The sequence below is a fragment of the Yokenella regensburgei ATCC 49455 genome (assembly GCF_000735455.1).
In the GTDB taxonomy this organism is placed as follows: domain Bacteria; phylum Pseudomonadota; class Gammaproteobacteria; order Enterobacterales; family Enterobacteriaceae; genus Yokenella; species Yokenella regensburgei.
This window is the reverse complement of the sequence record NZ_JMPS01000072.1, coordinates 1-21,661: the sequence shown is the minus strand read 5'-3', so window position 1 is coordinate 21,661 and position 21,661 is coordinate 1. Positions and strand designations below refer to the sequence as shown.

Below are 21,661 nucleotides of genomic sequence, written 5' to 3'. Positions count from 1 at the left end.
GTTCTGGGCCTGTACCCCGCATCAACTCACCCGCCCCGGCGACTGCAAACAGATGGCCATTATCAACCTGCCAATGCACCTGTTTCTTACCTGGCCGCTGGACAGGGAGCTTATCAACTACGTCACCCACGGAATGGTCATTAAATCGCTGGCAGCACAGCAGCTGAGCGCTTTTGAGGTTCAGCGCTGGCAGCATGAGCTCAGCAGCGACAACCCGCAGATCCGCCAGCTGGCAATTGATGAAATTGCCCTGATGCTGAAAAGGCTATGCCTTGCGGGCTGGCAGCCGATTCTGGTGAACAAAACCTCACGAACGCAAAAGAACAGCGTCTCACGGCACGCGCAGTTTTATGTCAGCCAGATGCTGGAGTTTATTGCCGAACACTACGATCAGGCTCTGACCGTTGATGCCGTTGCCGAGCATGTGAAATTGAACCCTAACTATGCGATGGGCATCTTTCAACGTGTGATGCAGCAAACGATGAAGCAGTACATCACCGCGATGCGCATTAACCACGTGCGCGCTCTGCTGAGTGATACCGACAAAACCATCCTCGATATTGCCCTGACCGCAGGCTTTCGTTCCAGTAGTCGGTTCTACAGCACCTTCAGCAAATACGTGGGTATGCCACCACAACAGTACCGCAAGTTGAGCCAGCAGCGTCGACACCCTCTCCCCTACACAGAAAGTGAATCCGCTGGTGAGACATCCCCATTCTCATGATGAGAAAATTAGCGTAATGCTTATCATATTGGAGTGTAAAAGCGGCTGAAATATGCGGCTTTTCACGCGAGAAGGCCCACCTGTCACGTTTTTATTTTTTGGCACACTGATTGCTTAGGGTTAATAAGCGCCGCCAGCGTTCCCGGCTCTGCGGCCCATTTAACACTTAATAAAACGTAAGGGTAAGCATTTCTATGAGTAACTTTAACAGCGTGTTGGCCATTAATACCGATAGCGCGCCAAAAAGCATCGGTCCCTATTCTCAGGCAGTCGCCTTCTCCCATTACAATAACCTTTCCGCACAGCTCCCCATCGATCCCAGCACCGGTAAAATGGTGACCGGAGACGTCAAAGCTCAGGCTGAGCAGTGCTTCAAAAATATTAAGGCCATCCTTGAAAACATTCATCATCCGATGGATGACATCGTTAAAGTCACGCTGTTTCTGAAAAACATCACCGATTTCGACGCCGTTAGCCGGGTGTACAGCGCGTTCTTCCCTGACTATGTTCCGGCGCTGACAACTATTTCTGCGGCGGCGCTGCCGATGGGCGCACTGGTTCAGGTTGAGGCGCTGGTCTCGAATGGCGAAGGTACGATCCCTGATGCGCCTCAGGCGGGAGATTTAATTAAAATTGCCCGTAACACCGAAAATGCGCCGCGGAATATGCTCTCCACTCAGACGGTAGCGTTCTCCCACTACAACAACCTGTCTGCACAATTACCGATTGTGCCGGAAACCGGAAAGCTGGTTGCGGGTGGGATTAAAGAACAGGCGACACAGTGTTTAAAAAACATTAAGTCCATTCTGGAAAAAATTGACGCGCCGTTTGATGATATCGTCAAAATCAACGTTTATATGACCAATGCCGCCGATATCGCCGCCTTTAATGAGGTTTACACCACCTTCTTCCCGGACTCCGCCATTGCCAGAGCCGTGGGTTATTTCCCGGCTCGTAGTATTACGGTGGTTCCGGCATTGTTAATGGATGCGCAGGTGCAGATAGAAGCGATTATCTCGCACGGCGACGGCACTCCGCCGCAGGCCATCGAAGATCGCCATGGCATCGTCATTAAGCCACACAACACCGCCAAAGCGCCGAAAGATTCCTTCTCCACGCAGACCGTTGCGTTTTCACACTACAACCATATTACGGCACAGCTCCCGTACCTGCCGGAAAACGGCAAGCTGGTGGCCGGTGGCGTAAACGATCAGGCCCGTCAATGTCTGCAGAACATTAAAGCCATTGTGGAGAGCATTGATCACTCACTGGCGGACATCGTCAAAATTAACATCTGCCTGAAAAACCTCGGTGATATCGCCGCCGTCGATGATGTCTACGCCACTTTCTTCCCTACCGGGACCCCCGCCCGCAGAACGATCGGCGTCTCCTGGCTACCGGATGGTGCGTTAGTCCAAATTGAAGCGGTGGTCTCTCACGCTGAAGGTACTGCACCAGACAAAGTCTGATCCTGACAAAATGCACCCCCTGAATGCGGATCCCCGGCGGTCCGCATCTTTACTGCTATCCCCCATCAGAACCGGGTCATTGCTGGCGTTCCTGCTTTCTTGTACTCTTCCCCTGTACAAGCTTCGGATGACAACTTCACACTACGCGGATTTCCCATGTCAGCACACGCTTCAAAAGATCCTCTGCACGGCATCACGCTGGAAATGCAGGTTAATGCCCTCGTTGCCCATTTTGGCTGGCAACAACTCGGTCAGCGCATAAAAATTAATTGCTTTAACAGCGACCCGAGCGTCAAATCGAGTCTAAAATTTCTGCGTCGAACCCCGTGGGCGCGCGCTGAAGTCGAAGCGTTATATCTGGAGATACTGGAAGACCATTCCACTTCGGCACCAGACGCCACCGCCTTCGACCCTTGGGCAAACAGCCGTGCAAAGAAAAGCTAACCACTCATGATGCTAAAAAAATCAACCCTGACTCGCCTGACGCTGGGGGCACTGGCAGGCTGTGCCTGGTTACTGGTCAGCTGCTCCTCCCAGCCCCCTAAGTCACTGGTGACGCCACTCCCCCCGCTGGTGAAGCACCCGCAGCCGGATAAATCGTTACAGGGTCCGATGCGTGGTGTCTGGCTTTCGACCGTCTCCCGTCTGGACTGGCCTCCGCAGAACTCCGTCAACGCCGATCCGGCCACTCGCATGTTCCTGCAGAAAAAGGCGCTGACCGATAAGCTGGATAACCTCAAGCGCCTTGGTATCAATACCGTTTTTTTCCAGATTAAACCTGATGGAACCGCGCTGTGGCCCTCTAAAATTCTGCCCTGGTCCGATATGCTGACCGGCAAGATTGGTGAAGATCCGGGTTACGATCCGCTGCAGTTTATGCTCGATGAAGCCCATAAACGCGGCATGAAAGTTCATGCCTGGCTCAACCCTTATCGCGTCACGGTGAACACCAATGCCTCAACGGTAGCGGCGCTCAACGCTACCGCCTCATTACAACCGGCAAGCGTGTTTGTGGTGCATCGCAACTGGATCCGTACCGCTAGCGACCGCTATGTGCTGGACCCGGGGATCCCGGAAGTGCGTGACTGGATAACTAACATTGTGGCCGAGGTGGTTGCCCATTATCCGGTGGATGGTGTGCAGTTTGACGACTACTTCTATGCGGAAACCGCCGCCTCTCCGCTCAACGACAACCGCACCTACCAGCAGTATGGCCAGGGCTATGCCTCGAAAGCGGACTGGCGGAGGCATAATACGCAGTTGCTGATTGCTCAGGTGTCGAAAGCGATAAAACAGGCTGGCCCAAACGTCGAGTTTGGTATCAGTCCGGTCGGCGTCTGGCGAAATCGCTCCCATGACCCGATGGGTTCCGATACCCGGGGATTATCGTCCTATGATGAAATCTATGCCGATACCCGCGGTTGGGTACAGCAAGGGCTGCTGGATTATATTGCGCCGCAGCTGTACTGGCCGTTTGCCCGCGATGAAGCCCGCTATGACGTTCTGGCGAAATGGTGGGCTGACGTGGTGAAACCGACCAATACCCGTCTGTATATTGGCGTGGCGCTGTATAAAGTGGGTGAGCCGTCGAAGAAAGAGCCCGACTGGACGGTGAATGGCGGTGTTCCTGAGCTGAAGAAACAGCTCGATTTGAATGATTCGCTGCCGCAAATCAGCGGAACCATTCTGTTCCGGGAAAACTACCTTGACCAGCCGCAAACGCAGGAAGCGGTGAACTACCTGCGTACGCGCTGGGGTAGCTAAGCGAGCAGGCCTTGCGTATTGGGGAATTAAAAGCTCATCGCAAGGCCGATACCATACCCACTGGTGTTGGCGCCGAACATATAGCGCGCCACGATACGAGTTCGGGTGACAAATACGTTGTATTTACTGCTGTCGAGCTCAAAGCCCAGCCCGAGCGAACTCAGATTGTCGAACCCAAGCTGACCGCGCTGTACGCCGAGATATTCCGTATGCGCGCCTTCAACCACGTAGCGCACCGGGCTTTTCAGCAGCGTCCAGTCGAGAATAGGCGCCCGGTAGCGCATATACAGCCCCAGGTTTTCAGCGTTTGCCTGCCCGCTAACCACGTCTGCAGTGCTGCCAAAAGTTTGCAGATTCATGGCTGAATAACGAAGCTCAACGTCAATATCGCGGGGTTCAGAGAACAGCTCATAGTCGAGCATCAGCGAACCACCCAGCCCGTAAGCATTGAGCCTGCCGCCATCCAGAAAATCCAGTGAGCTGTCTGTCCGGTGTTTGATAACGCTGGTACCAATACGCAGATCGCTTGCCATGGTGCCGAGCATAAAGTTAGCAATCGGGCGCAGCACCAGGTTACCGCCCCAGCGGTCTTTGTAGAGATGAAAATCCCAGCCCACGCCGCCGGTGGTTGTCAGACTGTTCCATTTGGTAGGAATACGGCGGCTTTCGCTGCCGTCAGAGAGAATAAACTGCGGATCGTAGCGGCTGTACCCCATCGTTCCTTCAAGATAAAGAGGAAACGCTTCACTGAGCGTGGCACCGCCGCCAAATTGGGTAATCGAAAGCTTGTTCTGTTCGTTACTTCCGCTCCCAATATTAAGGTCGCTGGCGGTTACGTCAGGAACAACCGTATAGCTCATGAGCGCAAGCACGGCATCGGCGCGCCGTTTCAGGTTGCTACCATCAGCGGCATAACCCGTCTGCCAAAGCAGTAAGGTAGTGAGCACAACGCCAGCGCGGGGAAATGAATTTATCATCGAGGAGCACTGCCTCCACTCACTCATCACTTAGGTGCGATCGTAATCCAGTATAGCGATGCTTAAGTGACGGAAAAGAGGTAATGCTCTATTTTTGTGAAGATTTTATCGGCTACGTTTGGCGTGGCGCTCCCAGTTCTCCAGTTTCGCCTGGGCCGATTTTCGCAGGGCAACATAACAGGCGCCGGCCCCGCCGTGGTGCGGTAGTGAGGCGCAAAAGGCCTGTACATCGCTAAGCTCCGCCAGCCAGCGCGCCAGATAGCTACGTACAATATTGGCATGAGACTCATCGGCTTTGCCTTTGCCATGAACGATCAGCACATTGCGCAGCCCTGCCTCTGACGAGTGGTGAATGAAGGCATAAAGCTGCTGGCGGCACTGCTCCACCGGCTGGCGCAATAGGTTCAGACTCGCCTGTTGGCTGTATTTTCCCTGCCGCAGCTTCTCCAGCACGCCGTTCTGCACACCTTCGGCTTTATATTCAAGCGGGGTACCGAGCGGAACGATATCCAGTCCCCCCAGCGTTAATGGGTTATCGAGTTGCAACGTATCGATGTGCTGAAGTGGCCGTGAATTGCGGTTGTGCTGCCAGAGCACGTCGTTTCCTCGTTTCAGCGGCTGGACGTCTTCCATTGCCTCAAGAAAAAGTGATTTATCGTCAATGCCCATCATGATTTCTCCGGCTACTGCTGACGCACTACTATAGCGGCGCTCCCGGACAGGCTCAATGCGTTTTGGTATATCCTGTTAGCGGTCACATATTAAACAGACACTATCAGAAGGGGTAATCGAATAAGCGCAACTCATGAATTAACCTCTACTTAACTAAAATTAACCAACGTTAATATTCGGAATAAATATTACGCTTATTCTAAATAAATCGATCAAAATCGCTGGAAATTAATTTCAGCGCCGCTATAACTATATATATCCACATATGGAGTAACAAGTGGACACAAATTATGGAATGAACAGCTGTGTGTACTGCGGGGCCTGCCGGGATGTCGACAGGTCCCGATTTTTTCTTGCCACTCTTCCCTGCTTCTCTTTAGGTATGTCGAAGTATTCCCGGACATGGTATCGTGTTGCTACGTTATTGGACTGTACAAGAGCAAGCGATGCTGAGATTACTTGAAGATAAAATTGCCACCCCGCTCGGCCCATTATGGATCCTCTGCGATGAACAGTTTGCCCTGCGCGCTATTGAGTGGGAAGAACATAGCGACCGTATGGAACAGTTACTGAATATTCATTATCGTAATGATGGCTACGAACGTATTAGTGCGACTAATCCAGGCGGCCTCTCCGATATTATGCATGACTATTTTTCCGGTAATCTCGCCATCATTGATACGCTCAAAACAGCAACCGGCGGCACCGCCTTTCAGCGCGAAGTCTGGCAAGCGTTGCGTGAAATTCCCTGTGGGCAAGTGATGCATTACGGCCAGCTTGCCGAGCAGCTCGGCAGACCAGGCGCAGCACGCGCCGTTGGCGCCGCCAACGGTTCAAACCCGGTCAGCGTCGTGGTTCCCTGCCATCGGGTTATTGGGCGCAACGGCACGATGACCGGCTATGCCGGCGGCGTTCAGCGTAAAGAATGGCTGCTCCGTCACGAAGGTTATCTTTTGCTTTGACCATCCGTGCCTTTCTGGAACTGACTGGCAATTTCCGAGCGAGAAAAGGCACAAATAACTTCAGCTTTTTCATAAAGATGAAGGTTTTTGCATTTTCTCGTTTATATATCGTATGAAACGGGATCAACAGACTTACCTGCTCGCCAAAAAGATGTTAAAATTGACCAATATCAATTACGGCTTGAGCAGACCTATGATCCCGGAAAAGCGAATTATACGACGCATTCAGTCTGGCGGCTGCGCCATCCATTGTCAGGATTGCAGCATCAGCCAGCTCTGTATCCCGTTCACGCTGAACGAGCACGAGCTTGATCAGCTGGATAATATTATCGAGCGCAAAAAGCCAATCCAGAAAGGACAGACTCTGTTCAAAGCAGGTGATGAGCTTAAATCACTGTACGCGATTCGTTCTGGCACCATCAAAAGCTACACCATCACCGAACAAGGTGACGAACAGATTACCGGCTTCCATCTGGCTGGTGACCTGGTTGGCTTTGACGCCATCGGTACCGGGCACCACCCGAGCTTTGCTCAGGCGCTTGAAACCTCAATGGTGTGCGAGATCCCGTTCGAAACGCTGGATGATTTGTCAGGCAAAATGCCTAATCTGCGCCAGCAGATGATGCGCCTTATGAGCGGTGAAATTAAAGGCGATCAGGACATGATCCTGTTGCTGTCGAAAAAGAACGCTGAAGAGCGTCTGGCGGCATTTATCTATAATCTCTCCCGTCGTTTTGCACAGCGTGGCTTCTCCCCTCGTGAGTTCCGCCTGACCATGACGCGTGGTGATATTGGTAACTACCTTGGTCTGACGGTTGAAACCATCAGTCGCCTGCTGGGCCGCTTCCAGAAAAGCGGTATGCTGGCGGTGAAAGGCAAATATATCACCATCGAAAACAGCGATGCTCTGGCCACGCTCGCAGGCCAGGCGCGCAACGTTGCCTGATGCTTTAACGGCAGCTTAAATCCCAGACCGGAACAATCACGTTCCGGTTTTTTTAATCCCGCATAACATCTCCGACAATACATTAATATTTAATGCATCAGCAATACGTAATTAATATTAACATCCCACAGATAAAAGAATGATAATCCGTCGAAAGCGGTCGACCTCAAAAAGATATATGTAATTTCCTATAGCTCAGCAAAAAACGAGGTGTTAATCTCGGGGTGTGAATACAGGAGGAGAAATGAACTGGGAAATTAAGAATATGCTCGTTTGTCCTGATAGCGGTACCGCATACGCTGTGGCCGCCAGTCCAGGCGATCTTGATATCATTGTTTGGTATAAAGGTTCTTACTTTCTACGCCCTGGTAACATGCTGACAACCAGCGATCTCGGTTTATTTGTCAATGGCCGCCAGCGGGATATCGAGCTAATTAGCTGCTTCCCCTATACTAACTCATTGTGGTTATATTTTCAGGTCAGGACAGAGTGTCCGGGTAATAATAACCAGCTCCTCACTAATTGTCCTTGCGAAGCACGCTGCCTCTTCCCCTACTGTCCGTATGGCGTTCCGCATAATACTCCTTGCCTTGTAACCTGAAGGTGCATCGGGTGAGGTGAATTCACCCGGCACTCCCGTTCATCGGCATACCACACGGCCTGCGCGAGATTTTTTCTGATTTGTTGATCTGACGAAGGCTCTTCACTGTTTCATTTCATCCCAATGAGTTATCTTTTACTAAAGACTGTGGTTGCAGCTGTAAGGAGACCCTGTATGGCAAAGTATCAGAACATGCTCGTGGCTATCGACCCAAACCAGGACGACCAGCCTGCATTACGACGTGCTGTTTATCTGCATCAACGCATTGGCGGACGTATTAAAGCCTTTTTGCCAATCTACGATTTTTCGTATGAGATGACCACGCTTCTTTCCCCGGACGAGCGCACTGCAATGCGTCAGGGTGTTATCAGCCAGCGTACCGCGTGGATCCGCGAGCAGGCTAAATACTACATCGAGTCCGGTATCCCCATTGATATAAAGGTGGTCTGGCATAATCGTCCGTTCGAGGCGATCATTCAGGAAGTGATCGCGGGCAAACATGACCTGATGCTCAAAATGGCACACCAGCACGACAAGCTTGAAGCCGTTATCTTTACGCCGACAGACTGGCACCTGCTACGTAAATGCCCGTGCCCGGTGTGGATGGTGAAAGACCAGCCGTGGCCGGAAGGTGGTCGTGCTCTGGTGGCGGTGAACCTTGCCAGTGAAGAAGGCTACCACGACCCGCTGAACGAAAAACTGGTGAAGGAGACGCTGCAGCTTGCAGAACAGGTGAACCACACCGAAGTGCATCTTATCGGCGCCTACCCTGTCACCCCTATCAATATCGCCATCGAACTTCCCGATTTTGATCCAAGCGTTTATAACGATGCTATTCGCGGTCAGCACCTGTTGGCCATGAAGGCGCTACGTCAAAAATTTGGTATTGCCGAGAACTTTACTCACGTTGAGAAAGGTCTGCCGGAAGAAGTTATCCCTGATCTTGCCGAACATCTTGATGCCGGTATCGTCGTACTCGGAACCGTTGGTCGTACCGGCCTGTCTGCGGCTTTCCTTGGTAACACCGCCGAGCAGGTTATCGATCACCTGCGTTGCGATCTGCTGGCTATCAAGCCAGAAGCCTATCAGACCCCGGTCGAACTGGACGACGAAGACGACTAACCTGCAAACACAAAAAAGCCGCTTTTCGAAGCGGCTTTTTTTCGTCTATTCGTCAATGGATACCCACACGCCAGGCAAAATAAATTTCCTCTTTCAGCTCATTAGAAGAGAGCGCCATCAGATCGGCAAACTCAAGCTCCAGCTGTTTCAGTTTTTTGAGGTATTTAGCGGGCGTCAAAACGGTGGCGTCGCGGCGAAGGTATTCGATGGCTAACTGTGCCGGTGTTAATTCGGTATCCATATCATCCTCTTTAGTGTTTAAAACCTGACCAGTATAGCACACCGCGCTGAACATTTTTTGAGCGTTAACAATTTAAATGTATAAAAAAGCCGCCTGCTAAGAGGCGGCTTTAACTAACCTTTCAAGCCTTACAACGCTTTCAGAATCGCATCCACGCTGGCTTTGGCATCGCCAAACAGCATTGACGTGTTCTCTTTAAAGAACAGCGGGTTCTGTACGCCGGCATAACCGGTGTTCATAGAACGCTTAAACACGATAACGTTTTGCGCTTTCCACACTTCGAGTACCGGCATCCCGGCAATCGGGCTCTTCGGATCGTCCTGCGCCGCCGGGTTAACCGTGTCGTTCGCGCCGATGACCAGAACGGTATCAGTATCGGTAAAGTCGTCGTTGATTTCGTCCATTTCCAGCACGATGTCATACGGGACCTTCGCCTCTGCCAGAAGCACGTTCATATGGCCTGGCAGACGGCCGGCAACCGGGTGAATACCGAAGCGAACTTTGATCCCACGTGCGCGCAGCTTCTCCGTGATTTCCGCCACCGGGTACTGAGCCTGTGCAACGGCCATACCGTAGCCCGGGGTAATGATGACCGAGTGCGAATTTTTCAGCAAATCAGCGGTATCTTCAGCGCTGATTTCACGGTGTTCACCGGCTTCTTCATCACTGCCCGTCGAGGAGCCATCGGTACCAAAACCGCCAGCAATAACGCTGATAAAGGAACGGTTCATGGCTTTACACATGATGTAGGACAGAATCGCACCGGAAGAACCCACCAGGGCACCGGTTACGATCAGCAGATCGTTACTCAGCATAAAGCCTGCCGCCGCTGCCGCCCAACCTGAGTAGGAGTTCAGCATCGACACCACCACCGGCATGTCAGCACCGCCGATAGACGCCACCAGATGCCAGCCAAACGCCAGCGCGATAACGGTCATGATAAGCAGCGCCAGTACCTGTAGCCCGACGCTTTCGGTACGGACAAACACAACCAGCAGCACGAAAGAGACCACCAACGCAGCCAGGTTCATTTTGTGACGGTTAGGCAGCATCAGCGGTTTAGATGAAATCTTGCCGCGCAGTTTACCAAACGCCACGATAGAACCCGTGAAGGTTACCGCACCGATGAAGATGCCGAGGAACACTTCGGTCAGGTGGATGTTAACCAGAATTTGTTCCATCCCTGGTTCGTGGTAAAGATAGCTATTGAAGCCTACCAGAACCGCCGCCAGACCCACGAAACTGTGCAGAATCGCCACCAGTTCCGGCATTTCGGTCATTTCTACGCGCTTCGCCAGACGAATCCCGATAGCACCGCCGATGACCATCGCCACCAGGATCCAACCGACGTTACCGGTGTCAGGCCCGAAGATGGTTGCAATCAGCGCAATCGCCATCCCGGCGATACCGTAGTAGTTGCCCTGCTGAGAGGTCTCATGTTTTGAGAGCCCCGCCAGGCTGAAAATAAACAGGATCGCGGCAACAATGTATGCAGCTGTGACTAATCCTCCAGACATTTGTTACCCCTTAGTTCTTCCGGAACATTTTCAGCATGCGCTGAGTGACGGTGAAACCACCAAAAATGTTAATGCTGGCAATCAACACCGCGATAAAGCTGAAGAAGCTGACCCAGCCACCCTGCCCAATCTGCAGCAGCGCCCCCACCACGATGATCCCCGAAATGGCGTTTGTCACCGACATCAGCGGCGTATGCAGCGCATGGGAGACGTTCCACACCACGTAGTAACCCACCACGCAGGAGAGCGCAAAGACGGTGAAGTGTCCGAGGAACTCTTTCGGCGCGACGTTCGCCAGCCAGCCGAACAGGATGATCGCCAGCGCCATCAGCGCGTATTTACGCCATGGCGAAGCCGGTGCTTTCGGCGCTACCGGTGCGGCTTCTACTTTTGCCGCCTGTGGCTGCGCGGAGACCTGAATCGGCGGCGCAGGCCAGGTGACCTCACCCTCACGGATAACGGTCACGCCACGTACTACCACATCATCAAAATCGATAACGATGTTGCCGTCTTTTTCTTTGCACAGCAGTTTTAGCAGGTTAACCAGGTTAGTACCGTACAGCTGGGAGGACTGCGTGGGCAGACGTCCTGGCAAATCGGTATAGCCGATAACTTTTACGCCGCTGGCGGTGGTGACCACTTCATTGGGGACGGTGTATTCACAGTTCCCGCCATTTTGCGCCGCGAGGTCAACAATCACGCTACCCGGGGTCATGGAATCTACCATTTCACGGGTGATAAGCTTCGGTGCCGGTTTCCCCGGAATGAGCGCGGTGGTCACGATGATATCCACCTCTTTCGCCTGGGCGGCGAAAAGCGCCATTTCGGCTTTAATAAAGGCTTCGGACATCACTTTGGCATAACCGTCGCCGCTGCCCGCTTCTTCTTCGAAGTCCAGCTCAAGGAACTCAGCCCCCATACTCTGAACCTGTTCCTTCACTTCCGGACGGGTGTCGAAAGCGCGAACGATGGCTCCAAGGCTGTTGGCTGCACCGATGGCAGCAAGGCCAGCAACGCCGGCACCGATCACCACCACCTTCGCCGGCGGCACTTTACCCGCGGCGGTTATCTGGCCGGTAAAGAAGCGGCCGAACTCATGCGCTGCCTCTACTATCGCGCGGTAGCCGGCGATATTTGCCATCGAGCTCAGTGCATCTAATGACTGCGCGCGGGAAATACGCGGCACGGAGTCCATCGCCATCACGTTAATATTGCGAGCGGCCAGTTTCTCCATCAGCTCTGGATTTTGCGCAGGCCAGATGAAGCTAATCAACGTCGTTCCCGGGTTGAGAAGCGCAATTTCTTCGTCCGTTGGCGCATTAACCTTCAGAATGACGTCTGACTGCCACACCGCATCTCCGGTGACAATCTCTGCGCCCATCTGGGTAAACGCCGAATCCTCAAAACTGGCAAGCTTCCCGGCACCGCTTTCAATCGCGACCGCAAAACCCAGTTTGAGCAGCTGTTCCACCGTTTTCGGCGTCGCGGCAACCCGGGTCTCCAGCGCCACCCTCTCTTTTGGTACACCAATACGCATAGTTTTCCCTTCCATCGGTTTTTGATGATGGTTTATTTTTCTTCGGCTGAGTACGCTCGCGGCCCTTGCCGCTTATCGCCCATCAACCTGACAAAATAAAACAGTAACAAACTTGCTATAACCTACTGAAAATGACGGCCGTGATCTACTGGGATAAAAAAGTATTTATGAATTTATTGAGGAAAAGTCATCGCTCGCCGTTCCAGCAGCGTTATTTCCCTCTATTTTATGGCGATGCCTGATAATTCGCTCCAGTAAAGCGGTAAAACGTGATCAATCGCCTGTGAATAAAGTTGATTTAACATTATATTAACTTATAAAAGTGATAACAATTATCGATTTCGCTGTTCAAGAGGCTGTTTTTTCAACATATCCCTAAAAGTGCACCTCCCCTGATATCTAGTTCGCACAGGAAGTGAAAAATGCCGCAGACAGCAAGACAAATTAAATGCAATAATCAACCAGTTTACTCAACAACATTACCAGTATCTGGTTTGCGCAAGGCGAAGGATTATTTTTATGAAGCTTAAGTATACACTCCTGGCGTCAGCACTCCTTTCTGCAGCGGCCTTGTCTGCCAATGCAGCAACCGAGCTGACTCCGGAGCAAGCAGCGGCGCTGAAGCCCTACGATCGTGTGGTGGTAACCGGGCGTTTTAACGCCATCGGTGATGCGGTACAGGCAGTTTCCCGCAAAGCGGATAAAGAAGGCGCAGCGTCTTTTTATGTTGTCGATATGTCTGATTACGGCAATGGCGGCAACCAACGCGTCACTGCTGACTTCTATAAAGAAAACGCACAAAAAGCAGATACGCCGAAAAACCGCGTCATTAATGGCGTAGTGGAATTACCAAAAGATCAGGCCGTGGCGCTGATACCTTACGACACCGTTACCGTTCAGGGTTTCTTCCGTAGCCAGCCGGACGTTAACGATGCCATCACCCGTGCCGCGAAAGCTAAAGGTGCCGCGTCCTTCTTCATCGTGCGCCAGGTAGATGCCAACAGCGGCGGTAACCAGCGCGTCACGGCTTACATCTACAAAGCCGATGCTAAAAAACGTGCGCTGCAGAGCCCGGATGCCATTCCGGCAGACTCTGATGCAGGTCGCGCAGCTCTCGCCAAAGGTGGTGAAGCCGCCAAGAAAGTTGAGATCCCAGGCGTTGCCTCTTCAGCATCCGTTGGTCTGGGGACTGGCGTAGGTAACTTCTTCGAGACTCAGTCGTCAAAAGGCGGTCGTTACAGTGTCACGCTTCCTGATGGCACCAAGATTGAAGAACTGAATAAAGCTGCTGCTGCACAGATGGTGCCGTTCGACAGCGTACAGTTCACTGGAAACTTCGGCAACATGACCGAAATTTCTTATCAGGTTGCGAAGCGCGCCGCGAAGAAAGGCGCGAAATATTATCATATTACCCGCCAGTGGCAGGAACGCGGCAGTAACATGACGATCAGCGCCGACTTGTATAAATAAGCAATACGCATCAAGAAAAGGCGGCTTTTTGCCGCCTTTTTTCATTTTTTTATGCATACATCATTGCATGCCCGCCACTCTCTTCGTAAAATCCCGCGCCTTAGCGTAATCCACCATGTTTATGCGATTTCGCACAATAAATATTCTTCCATCCCGACGTTAACCAACAGGATTGTCATGGAAAAAAAACTTGGCCTTAGCGCATTAACGGCATTGGTACTGAGCTCAATGTTGGGTGCTGGCGTGTTTAGCCTGCCGCAGAACATGGCAGCCGTTGCCAGCCCCGCTGCGCTGCTGATTGGTTGGGCCATTACCGGCGTTGGGATCCTGTTCCTCGCCTTCGCGATGCTTATCCTGACCCGCATTCGTCCGGATCTGGATGGCGGTATCTTTACCTATGCGCGCGAAGGCTTTGGTGAGCTTATTGGCTTCTGCTCCGCCTGGGGTTACTGGCTGTGTGCGGTCATTGCGAACGTCTCATACCTGGTTATCGTTTTCTCGGCGCTGAGTTTCTTCACTGACACGCCGGAGCTGCGTCTTTTCGGCGATGGCAATACCTGGCAGTCTATCATTGGGGCCTCGGTGCTGCTGTGGGTGGTGCATTTCCTCGTCCTGCGCGGCGTACAGACGGCGGCCAGCATCAACCTGGTTGCGACGCTGGCGAAACTGGTCCCGCTGGGTTTATTCGTTATCCTTGCCGTGATGGCGTTCCGTCTGGACGTCTTCAAGCTCGACTTCACTGGTCTTGAACTCGGTGTGCCGGTCTGGGAACAGGTGAAAAATACCATGCTGATTACCCTTTGGGTCTTCATCGGCGTGGAAGGTGCCGTGGTGGTTTCCGCTCGCGCCCGTAACAAGAAAGACGTTGGGCGCGCGACGCTCCTGGCCGTGGTATCCGCACTGTGCGTTTACCTGCTGGTAACCCTGCTCTCTTTAGGCGTGGTCGCACGCCCGGAGCTCGCCGGAATGCGTAACCCATCCATGGCGGGCCTGATGGTTAAAATGATGGGTGGCTGGGGTGAGATTGTTATCGCGGCCGGGCTTATTGTTTCCGTGTGCGGGGCTTACCTGAGCTGGACCATCATGGCGGCAGAAGTTCCGCTGCTGGCCGCAACGCATAAAGCGTTCCCGCGTATCTTCGCCCGTCAGAACAAGAACAGTGCGCCTTCGGCTTCTCTGTGGCTGACCAACATCAGTGTCCAGGTTTGCCTGGTACTTATCTGGCTGACCGGTTCTGACTATAATACGCTGCTGACCATCGCTTCAGAGATGATTCTGGTGCCGTACTTCCTGGTGGGCGCGTTCCTGCTGAAGATTGCCACCCGCCCTCTGCATCAGGCGGTGGGTATCGGTGCCTGCATTTATGGCTTATGGTTATTGTACGCCTCCGGACCGATGCATCTGTTGTTGTCCGTTGTACTGTATGCGCCAGGCCTGCTGGTCTTCATCTATGCGCGCCGGACGCACCAGCTCGATCAGGTGTTGAAACGCCGTGAAATGGCGTTAATTGGATTTTTACTGGTTGCCGCCGTGCCGGCAACATGGATGCTGGTGGGGTAATATTCCGAAAACCCCATCGCTGACCCCAAGGAGACAACGATGGGAAATACCCGACAGCTACCAGTCCTCATTACCGGTGGAGGCCGCCGAATCGGCCTCGCCCTCGCACACCATTTTCTCAATCAAAAACAGCCTGTTATCGTTAGCTATCGTAGCCACTATCCGTCGATAGACGGCCTGCGTGAAGCTGGTGCGCACTGCATTCAGGCCGACTTTTCTACTGACGAAGGTATTCTTGCCTTTGCAGACCAGGTTAAGGCCCACACCGACGGCCTGCGAGCAATCTTGCATAACGCCAGTGCCTGGGTTCCTGAAAAGCCGGGTACTTCGCTCGCACAAACGCTGAATGCGATGATGCAAATACACGTCAACGCCCCCTATCTCCTCAACCACGCGCTGGAGCCGCTGCTGCGCGGTCATGGCCATGCCGCTGGCGATATTATCCATTTCACTGATTACGTGGTGGAGCGCGGCAGCGACAAGCACATTGCCTATGCCGCCAGTAAAGCTGCGCTCGACAACATGACCCGTTCTTTCGCCCGTAAGCTGGCGCCAGAGGTCAAAGTCAACGCGATTGCGCCAGCGCTGATTCTGTTTAACGAAGAAGATGATGCAGAGTATCGCCAGCAGGCGCTGAATAAATCCCTGATGAAAATCGCGCCCGGCGAAAAAGAGGTCATCGAGCTGGTCGATTATTTACTGGTGAGCTGTTATGTCACCGGCCGTAGCTTTGCCGTCGACGGTGGCCGCCCGCTCTGCTAGTGGAAACGGCTCCAGATGAGAATCAGGATCCAGGCGCTGAGCCCCCAGCAGGCAACCGCCCCGCCGAGTGCCAGCGGCAGACGCATAAACCCGGTGAAATACCACAGCGACAACAGGTAGGCGAAGTACGGGATGATTGACCACATGCCAAAGACAATCGTTGCCCGCAGCGCTTCAATACCGCGCTCGCTGGCAACGATATAGTGCGCAATCATGGCGAAGGTTGGAAATAGCGGGATGAGTCCGGCGATATAGTAATTTTTTGTTTTTGCCAGGATGCCTATCAACACCACCACCAGAGCACCCAGCGCCGCCTTAATCAACAATGCCATTACTTCAACCTTTATAAATCAGTCACTCGTGGCATGCAGCTTAGCGGAAAGCTGACTGTTTATAAAAGATTAATGGAAGCCAGACTGCGCCCGGTGTATGTTTATCCTTTTGGTAATGCATAGACGCAATATGAGCAAGATCGTTTTTGTCGAAGATGATCCGGAAGTCGGTACGTTAATCGCCGCCTATCTGGGCAAGCATGATATCGATGTCTTAGTAGAACCGCGTGGCGACACCGCCGAAGCGGTGATCCTTCGTGAGAAGCCTGACCTGGTGCTGCTGGATATCATGCTGCCAGGGAAAGACGGGATGACCCTGTGCCGCGACCTGCGCAGCCAGTGGCAGGGCCCGATTGTCCTGCTAACCTCCCTCGACAGCGACATGAACCATATTCTGGCGCTCGAGATGGGTGCCAGCGATTACATCCTGAAAACCACACCGCCGGCGGTGCTGCTGGCCCGTCTGCGTCTGCATTTACGCCAGCATGTTGCCACAAGCGCTACGCCTCAACCGTCTGGCGCAACCCCACTGACGCCGCATAAAGCCATTCGCTTTGGCTCACTATCGATTGATCCGGTTAACCGTCAGGTGACGCTTACCGGCGATATCGTTGCCCTTTCCACCGCCGATTTTGACCTGCTCTGGGAACTTGCCACCCATGCCGGGCAGATTATGGATCGCGATGCGCTGCTAAAAAATCTGCGTGGCGTGAGCTACGATGGTATGGATCGCAGCGTCGACGTGGCCATTTCTCGCCTGCGTAAGAAACTGCTCGACAGCGCGACGGAGCCGTATCGCATTAAAACCGTGCGCAATAAAGGCTACCTTTTTGCCCCACACGCCTGGGACAACTGATCCTAAGGTCCTTTTACAGGTCATGTTATGAAAAAGCTGTTCGTCCAGTTTTACCTGCTGCTGTTTGTCTGTTTTCTGGTGATGACCATGCTGGTCGGTCTGGTCTATAAATTCACCGCCGAACGCGCCGGACGCCAGTCTCTTGATGACCTGATGAAAAGCTCACTGTTCCTGATGCGTGCAGAACTGCGCGAGATCCCACCGCGGGACTGGAGCAAAACCCTCAAGGCGATGGATTTTAACCTCTCCTTCGACCTGCGGGTTGAGCCGATGAATAAGTACCAGCTCTCCGAAAGCGCCATGAAACACCTGAAAGCCGGTGACATCGTGGCGCTGGAAGATCAGTATACGTTTATCCAGCGGATCCCCCGCAGCCACTATGTGTTATCCGTCGGCCCGGTTCCCTATCTCTACTTCCTGCACGAAATGCGTCTGCTGGACGTGGCGCTGATGGCGCTGATTGCCTTTTCGCTCGCCATTCCGGTGTTTGTCTGGATGCGTCCGCACTGGGAGGACATGCTACGGCTGGAAGCCGCCGCACAGCGTTTCGGTGACGGTCACCTGACCGAACGGATACATTTTGACAGTATGTCCAGCTTCCAGCGTCTGGGAGTGGCGTTTAACCAGATGGCCGACAATATCAATGCGCTGATCGCCAGCAAGAAGCAGCTTATCGATGGGATCGCCCACGAGCTGCGAACCCCGCTGGTGCGCCTGCGCTACCGGCTGGAAATGAGCGAGAACCTGAGTGAAGCGGAGTCTCTGGCGCTTAACCGCGACATCAGTCAACTGGAAGCACTGATTGAAGAGCTGCTGACCTATGCACGCCTCGATCGTCCACAGAACGAGCTCACCCTGACAACGCCCGATTTACCGCAATGGATAACCGCCCATGTGGAAGATATTCAGACGGTCAACCCGCAACGGACCGTGGTGCTTTCGCAACTGAGTCAGGGTGATTATGGCGCGCTGGATATGCGTCTCATGGAACGCGTTGTTGATAACCTCGTGAACAATGCTCTGCGTTACAGCACCTCGCGCGTGGATGTTAGCCTGACCCTCCAGGGCTCGCGCGCCGTACTGCGTGTAGCAGACGATGGCCCGGGAATTGCCCAGGACGAACGTGAACGCGTTTTCGAACCGTTTGTGCGCCTGGATCCCAGCCGCGACCGCGCGACCGGGGGCTGCGGGCTGGGTCTGGCGATTGTCCATTCAATCGCGCAGGCGATGTCCGGGGAAGTCTCCTGCGATGCCAGCGAGTCTGGTGGCGCCAGCTTCTGTTTTAGCTGGCCGGTGTACCACAATATCTCCTTTACCGCCCTGTCCTGACGAGGATTTGCACAAAAGCTGACCTCTGCGTATGATAAAATAAAAATTAGTATGTTGTAACTAATGCGAGGGGTTATGGCACAGTACGATACGATTGAACGCCTGACGGGCACCTTCCGTCAGCTCGAGCGCGAACTCCAGTTACTGAAGGATGAACTGGGCCAGTGTCGACTACTGGCCGCACGGACTTTTACCCTGCCTGAGGTCAGCAAAGAACAGGAACACAGCCCGCTGTCACGTATTGAGGTAACCCAGCACGTGGGACAGGAGGCGCTTGAACGTGCTCTCAAACACTTCAGTCATCTGTTTATTCAGCAGCAGTCCGAGAAGCGCAGCAGCAAGGCCGCGGTGCGCCTGCCCGGCGTTATCTGTTTTCAAACTACGCTCCACGAGCAGGAAGCGATTGCAGGACGAGTTGCGCAGATAAACCAGCTCAAGGCGGCCTTTGAAAAGATTGTCACCGTAGAGTCGGGTCTCCCTTCTGCCGCCCGCTTCGAGTGGGTACATCGTCATCTTCCAGGGTTGATGACGCTCGGAGCCTATCGTTCGCTGACGCTGCTGCACGACCCGGCCACCCTGCGCTTCGGATGGGCAAATAAACACTTTATGAAAAATCTGACCCGCGATGAGGTGTTAAAGCAGCTGGAAAACAGCCTGCGTTCGCCGCGCGCCGTACCGCCGTGGACCCGGGAAGAGTGGCAGGCGAAGCTTGAACGAGAGTATCAGGATATCGCCGCCCTGCCGCAGCGTGCCGCGCTGAAGATCAAGCGGCCGGTGAAAGTACAGCCGATAGCCCGGGTGTGGTATGCCGGAGAACAAAAACAGGTTCAACATGCCTGCCCAAGCCCGCTGATTGCACTGATTTCCGGCACTCGTGGCGTCAGCGTACCGGAAATCGGTGAGCTACTCAATTATGATGAAGATAACGTGCAGTACCGTTACAAACCCCAGGCACAGCCGCTGACGTTGCTGATCCCCCGGCTGCACCTGTATCTCGCTAACGGTTAACCGGCAGGCTGCCCACCATCTGCTCCGGGCGTACCCAGAGGTCGAACTCCGCTTCGCTGAGATACCCCAGCGCCAGCGCGGAAGCCTTCAGGGTTAGCCCCTCTTTGTGCGCTTTTTTGGCAATTTCGGCAGCCTTGTCGTAGCCGATATGGGTATTCAACGCCGTCACCAGCATCAGAGATTCATTCAGCAACTGATTAATCCGCTCGCGGTTCGGCTCGATGCCCACGGCGCAGTGCTCGTTAAAGCTCTCCATGCCGTCAGCCAGTAAACGCACGGACTGCAGGAAGTTATGGATAACCATCGGTCGATAGACGTTAAGCTCAAAGTTACCTGACGCTCCGCCCATATTGACCGCCACATCGTTCCCCATCACCTGACAGCAGAGCATGGTCATCGCTTCACACTGGGTTGGGTTCACCTTGCCCGGCATAATGGACGACCCGGGCTCGTTTTCCGGGATAGCGATTTCGCCAATGCCGCAACGCGGACCGGACGCCAGCCAGCGCACGTCGTTGGCAATTTTCATCAACGAAGCAGCAAGCCCCTTCAGGGCACCGTGGCTGTGAACCAGCGCATCGCAGGTCGCCAGCGCTTCAAACTTATTCGGCGCAGTCACAAAAGGCTGCCCGGTGATCGCCGCCAGCTCTTTGGCCACCCGCACGGCATATTCCGGATGAGTGTTAAGCCCGGTACCAACGGCCGTCCCCCCCAGCGCCAGTTCACTCAGGTGCGGCAAACTCAGCTCCAGGTGCTTAAGATTATGCTCAAGCATTGCCACCCAGCCGGAAAACTCCTGCCCGAGCGTCAGCGGCGTGGCGTCCTGCAAGTGAGTACGACCAATCTTGACGATATCTGCAAAGGCTTTCGCTTTCTGACCCAGGGTTTGCTTCAGTACCTTCAGCTGTGGGATCAGATGCTCATTCACCGCCAGTACCGCCGCCACGTGCATCGCGGTCGGGAACACATCGTTCGAGCTCTGGCTCTTATTCACATCATCGTTCGGGTGAATTTTACGCTCCATCCCCCGTACACCACCAAGAAGCTCACTCCCCCGATTCGCCAGCACCTCGTTCATGTTCATATTGCTTTGAGTACCGGAGCCGGTCTGCCAGATAGCCAAAGGGAATTCACCCGGGTGTTTGCCTGCCAGCACTTCGTCGGCGGCAGCGATAATCGCCCCGGCTTTCTCATCAGACAGCAGATGCAGATCCTGATTTACCTTCGCCGCCGCCCGCTTGGTCAGCGCCAGGGCGCGGATCAGCGCATCGGGCATCTTCTCCGTTGAGATGCGGAAATGCTCCAGCGAACGCTGGGTTTGCGCGCCCCATAGTTTATCTGCCGGGACGTCAATCGCGCCCATAGAGTCTTTCTCGCGACGTATCGTGGTCATTACTTTCTCCTTGACATACAAAGTGATGGTTTCGACATTGCTCACCTGCAATCAGGTTTAAGTATTGCTCTTTTTTTTGTTCTGGGTTGTCAGGACGTGCGGGTAAAAATGCCCAAGGGATAAGGTATTAAAGCATTTCGTCTTTAGCCTGAAGCGCCCTGATGGCACTTCAATAGATATTACAATATCTTTGGCAATAACCCTTTTCAGAGTGAGCTTAGTACCCGCGCCTTCACCGCTTTCGCCTCCTGTTACATTTCTTTAAGCTCTTCGCGTCGTGCCTGAACGTTATCGTTATCAGGGATCAACACAATGCAGTCTCCGGCAATCCTGACGGTAAGCCCTCTGCCGGCGTTTATCGCCATCGCCCCGGTTCGGCACATCGCTCACGGTGTAGCGGCTCCAGGATTTATCAATTT

At 53.5% G+C, this 21,661-nt stretch carries 21 protein-coding genes; 14 read left to right on the top strand and 7 right to left on the bottom strand.

Going from position 1 to position 21,661, the window contains the following annotated elements; all coding sequences use genetic code 11:
• The 4 genes from melR to GYRE_RS18580 form a co-directional block, all read left to right on the top strand.
• The coding region (melR, locus tag GYRE_RS18595; RefSeq protein WP_038257428.1) for a transcriptional regulator MelR at nt 1–724 on the top strand (724 nt) is incomplete at its 5' end.
• 194 nt (nt 725–918) lie between these two features.
• Nucleotides 919–2,193, top strand: a complete 1,275-nt coding sequence (locus GYRE_RS18590; protein ID WP_038257420.1) for a RidA family protein — start codon at nt 919–921, stop codon at nt 2,191–2,193.
• A 156-nt stretch (nt 2,194–2,349) separates the two neighbouring features.
• Nucleotides 2,350–2,637, top strand: a complete 288-nt coding sequence (locus GYRE_RS18585) for a VF530 family protein (protein ID WP_038257418.1) — start codon at nt 2,350–2,352, stop codon at nt 2,635–2,637.
• Nucleotides 2,638–2,643: 6 nt separating this feature from the next.
• On the top strand, nt 2,644–3,957 hold the full coding sequence (locus GYRE_RS18580) for a glycoside hydrolase family 10-like protein (RefSeq protein ID WP_038257415.1): 1,314 nt from the start codon (nt 2,644–2,646) through the stop codon (nt 3,955–3,957).
• A 26-nt stretch (nt 3,958–3,983) separates the two neighbouring features.
• Here GYRE_RS18580 and GYRE_RS18575 read toward each other — a convergent pair whose 3' ends face one another.
• Nucleotides 3,984–4,934: a hypothetical protein gene (locus GYRE_RS18575; protein WP_006820064.1), complete on the bottom strand. Its 951-nt coding sequence runs from the start codon at nt 4,932–4,934 to the stop codon at nt 3,984–3,986.
• A 105-nt stretch (nt 4,935–5,039) separates the two neighbouring features.
• Nucleotides 5,040–5,603 (bottom strand): DNA endonuclease SmrA, encoded by a 564-nt coding sequence (gene smrA / locus GYRE_RS18570; protein ID WP_038257425.1) that lies wholly within the window; start codon nt 5,601–5,603, stop codon nt 5,040–5,042.
• A gap of 449 nt (nt 5,604–6,052) precedes the next feature.
• Between smrA and ogt the strand changes: the two genes are divergently transcribed.
• The 4 genes from ogt (at nt 6,053) to uspE (ending at nt 9,237) form a co-directional block, all read left to right on the top strand.
• Nucleotides 6,053–6,568, top strand: coding sequence for a methylated-DNA--[protein]-cysteine S-methyltransferase (gene ogt / locus GYRE_RS18565; protein WP_006820066.1), 516 nt, complete (start codon nt 6,053–6,055; stop codon nt 6,566–6,568).
• 193 nt (nt 6,569–6,761) lie between these two features.
• A complete protein-coding gene (gene fnr / locus GYRE_RS18560) occupies nt 6,762–7,514 on the top strand; it encodes a fumarate/nitrate reduction transcriptional regulator Fnr (protein WP_134436790.1) in 753 nt (250 codons plus the stop codon).
• Between the two features lie 244 nt (nt 7,515–7,758).
• The gene (locus tag GYRE_RS25410; RefSeq protein ID WP_071777536.1) at nt 7,759–8,115 is read left to right on the top strand and encodes a hypothetical protein; all 357 of its coding nucleotides are present in this window, start codon (nt 7,759–7,761) and stop codon (nt 8,113–8,115) included.
• Nucleotides 8,116–8,289: 174 nt separating this feature from the next.
• On the top strand, nt 8,290–9,237 hold the full coding sequence (uspE, locus tag GYRE_RS18555; RefSeq protein ID WP_006820069.1) for a universal stress protein UspE: 948 nt from the start codon (nt 8,290–8,292) through the stop codon (nt 9,235–9,237).
• Nucleotides 9,238–9,289: 52 nt separating this feature from the next.
• On the opposite strand, the gene GYRE_RS18550 is transcribed toward uspE, so the two are convergent.
• From GYRE_RS18550 to pntA, 3 genes are all read right to left on the bottom strand, one after another.
• A complete protein-coding gene (locus GYRE_RS18550; protein ID WP_134436788.1) occupies nt 9,290–9,478 on the bottom strand; it encodes a YdiH family protein in 189 nt (62 codons plus the stop codon).
• A gap of 128 nt (nt 9,479–9,606) precedes the next feature.
• On the bottom strand, nt 9,607–10,995 hold the full coding sequence (pntB, locus tag GYRE_RS18545) for a Re/Si-specific NAD(P)(+) transhydrogenase subunit beta (RefSeq protein WP_006820071.1): 1,389 nt from the start codon (nt 10,993–10,995) through the stop codon (nt 9,607–9,609).
• A 10-nt stretch (nt 10,996–11,005) separates the two neighbouring features.
• Complete coding sequence (gene pntA / locus GYRE_RS18540) at nt 11,006–12,532, bottom strand: Re/Si-specific NAD(P)(+) transhydrogenase subunit alpha (protein WP_038257409.1); 1,527 nt, start codon at nt 12,530–12,532, stop codon at nt 11,006–11,008.
• A 519-nt stretch (nt 12,533–13,051) separates the two neighbouring features.
• On the opposite strand from pntA, the gene ydgH reads away from it, so the two are divergent.
• The 3 genes from ydgH (at nt 13,052) to folM (ending at nt 16,324) form a co-directional block, all read left to right on the top strand.
• Nucleotides 13,052–14,002, top strand: coding sequence for a DUF1471 family protein YdgH (gene ydgH / locus GYRE_RS18535; RefSeq protein ID WP_038257406.1), 951 nt, complete (start codon nt 13,052–13,054; stop codon nt 14,000–14,002).
• A gap of 177 nt (nt 14,003–14,179) precedes the next feature.
• Nucleotides 14,180–15,562: an amino acid permease gene (locus GYRE_RS18530; RefSeq protein ID WP_038257403.1), complete on the top strand. Its 1,383-nt coding sequence runs from the start codon at nt 14,180–14,182 to the stop codon at nt 15,560–15,562.
• A gap of 39 nt (nt 15,563–15,601) precedes the next feature.
• A complete protein-coding gene (folM, locus tag GYRE_RS18525; RefSeq protein ID WP_038257400.1) occupies nt 15,602–16,324 on the top strand; it encodes a dihydromonapterin reductase in 723 nt (240 codons plus the stop codon).
• Here folM and GYRE_RS18520 read toward each other — a convergent pair.
• Nucleotides 16,321–16,656, bottom strand: coding sequence for a GlpM family protein (locus GYRE_RS18520; RefSeq protein WP_006820076.1), 336 nt, complete (start codon nt 16,654–16,656; stop codon nt 16,321–16,323). The two genes, folM and GYRE_RS18520, sit on opposite strands and share 4 nt — an antisense overlap.
• Nucleotides 16,657–16,786: 130 nt before the next feature.
• Here GYRE_RS18520 and rstA point away from each other — a divergent pair, with 130 nt between their 5' ends.
• The 3 genes from rstA (at nt 16,787) to tus (ending at nt 19,849) form a co-directional block, all read left to right on the top strand.
• Complete coding sequence (gene rstA, locus GYRE_RS18515) at nt 16,787–17,512, top strand: two-component system response regulator RstA (protein ID WP_038257397.1); 726 nt, start codon at nt 16,787–16,789, stop codon at nt 17,510–17,512.
• Nucleotides 17,513–17,539: 27 nt separating this feature from the next.
• On the top strand, nt 17,540–18,841 hold the full coding sequence (rstB, locus tag GYRE_RS18510) for a two-component system sensor histidine kinase RstB (protein ID WP_038257394.1): 1,302 nt from the start codon (nt 17,540–17,542) through the stop codon (nt 18,839–18,841).
• Between the two features lie 75 nt (nt 18,842–18,916).
• Nucleotides 18,917–19,849: a DNA replication terminus site-binding protein gene (tus, locus tag GYRE_RS18505; protein ID WP_006820079.1), complete on the top strand. Its 933-nt coding sequence runs from the start codon at nt 18,917–18,919 to the stop codon at nt 19,847–19,849.
• Here the strand turns inward: tus and fumC are convergent.
• Entirely contained in the window at nt 19,839–21,242 is a 1,404-nt protein-coding gene (gene fumC / locus GYRE_RS18500) for a class II fumarate hydratase (protein ID WP_038257392.1), read from the bottom strand. The two genes, tus and fumC, sit on opposite strands and share 11 nt — an antisense overlap.
• Nucleotides 21,243–21,661 lie beyond the last annotated feature (419 nt).